The organism is Variovorax sp. Varisp36 (assembly GCF_047304235.1).
GTDB lineage: Bacteria > Pseudomonadota > Gammaproteobacteria > Burkholderiales > Burkholderiaceae_C > Variovorax.
On record NZ_JBGLYU010000096.1, the window covers coordinates 1 to 1,881 of the forward strand.

The window sequence follows — 1,881 nt, forward strand, 5'->3', positions numbered from 1 at the left end:
ACGAAGCGCCCGAAGGCGAAGTCGAACAGGCCCTCGCAGCCATCTGGGCTGAAGTCCTGCAGGTCGAGAAGGTCGGCCGCCATGACAACTTCTTCCAGCTCGGCGGCGATTCCATCCTGAGCCTCAAGGTGACCGCGCGCGCGGCCAGGGCCGGCGTGCCGCTGAACCCACGTCAGGTGTTCGAACACCAGAGCCTGTCTCGCATCGCACGCGCCGTGCAGGGCGGCCAGCCTTCGGAAACGCAAGCGATCCCCGTGCTGACGGCGGCGCAGCGTGCCGGCGTGCTGGCGCTGTCCCATGCGCAGATGCGCCAATGGTTCCTGTGGCAGCTCGACCCACAGAGCACGGCGTACCACATCAGCGGCGCGCTGAAGCTGGCGGGCTCGCTTGACGTGAGCGCCGTGCGCGCGAGCTTCGACGCGCTGGTGCAGCGCCACGAGTCGCTGCGCACCGTGTTCCGCGTCGACGCGCAAGGCCTGGCCGAGCAGGTGATCCGCGAAGCCGCTCCGCTCGACATCGCTGTGGTCGATCTCTCGGCGCTGCGCAACGAGCAAGAGCGCGAAGCGCGCAGCAACGAAGAAGCTTCGCGCCTGAGCCACACGCCCTTCGACCTGGCTGAAGGCCCGCTGCTGCGTGTTGGCCTGATCCGCCTGGCGCCCGAGGAACACATGCTCGTCGTGGTGATGCACCACATCGTGTCCGACGGCTGGTCGATGCAGGTCGTGGTCGACGAGTTCGTCGCCCAGTACGGCGCGCACATGCAAGGCGCGACCGCAGCACTGCCGCCACTGCCGATCCAGTACGCCGACTACGCCGCATGGCAGCGCGACTGGCTGGAGGCCGGCGAGCGGGATCGCCAGCTGGCGTACTGGAAGCAGCACCTCGGCACCGGTCAGCCCGTGCTGCAACTGCCTACCGACCGCGCACGCAACGCGGATGGCCGCTACACCGCGGTACGGCACGGCTTCGAACTGCCGAACGATCTGGTTCGCAAGCTGCACAAGCGCTTGCAGGCCCAGGGCGCGACGCTTTTCATGGGCCTGCTTGCAGGCTTCCAGGTACTGCTGAACCGCTACACCGGCGAGCCGGACATTTGCGTGGGCGTGCCCATTGCCAACCGGCACCGGGCGGAGACCGAGAACGTCATCGGCTTCTTCGTCAACACGCAGGTGCTGCGCAACGTGCTGGACGGCCGCGAAAGCCTGTCGCAGGTGCTGGCCCGCGCGAAAGACGCGGCCCTCGGCGCGCAGGCGCATCAGGACTTGCCTTTCGAGCAACTGGTGGAAGCGCTGCAGCCGGAACGAGTTCCTGGCGCGAACCCGCTGTTCCAGGTGCTGTTCAACCATCAGCGGGGTGACGCTGCTGCGCTGCAGGGCATGCCCGGCCTGACGTTGACCGAGTGCGACCTGGGGGTGCAGGCGGCGCAGTTCGAACTGACGCTGGAAACCACAGAGGACGCCGATGGCCGCGTGCGGGCGAGCCTGCGCTATGCAGCGGAATTGTTCGAGCCGCGGAGCATGGAGCGCATGGCGGACCATTACCTCGCCGTGCTGAACGCCTTTGCCGACCACCCCGAGCAGACGGTGGGCGACGTGGCGCTGCTGGGCGATGCGGAGCGTGCGCAACTGGCCTCGTGGGGTGCGTGCAGGCAGGCAGCCGAGGCGGGCGAGCCGATCCATCGGCTGATCGAACGGCAAGTGCGCGCACGCCCCGAAGCACCCGCGCTGTGCTTCGGCGAGCAAACGCTGAGCTACGGCGAACTCAACACACAGGCCAACCGCCTTGCACACCGGTTGATCGCCCGGGGCGTGAAGCCCGAGACGAAGGTGGGCATCGCGGTGGAGCGTTCCATCGAGATGGTGGTGGGCATCCTGGCGATCC

At 67.8% G+C, this 1,881-nt stretch carries 1 protein-coding gene; it reads left to right on the forward strand.

Annotated features, from left to right (window positions below; genetic code table 11):
- Window positions 1-1,881, forward strand: a 1,881-nt coding sequence (locus tag ACCD11_RS28300) for a condensation domain-containing protein (RefSeq protein ID WP_413316449.1), incomplete at both ends; no start/stop codon positions are given.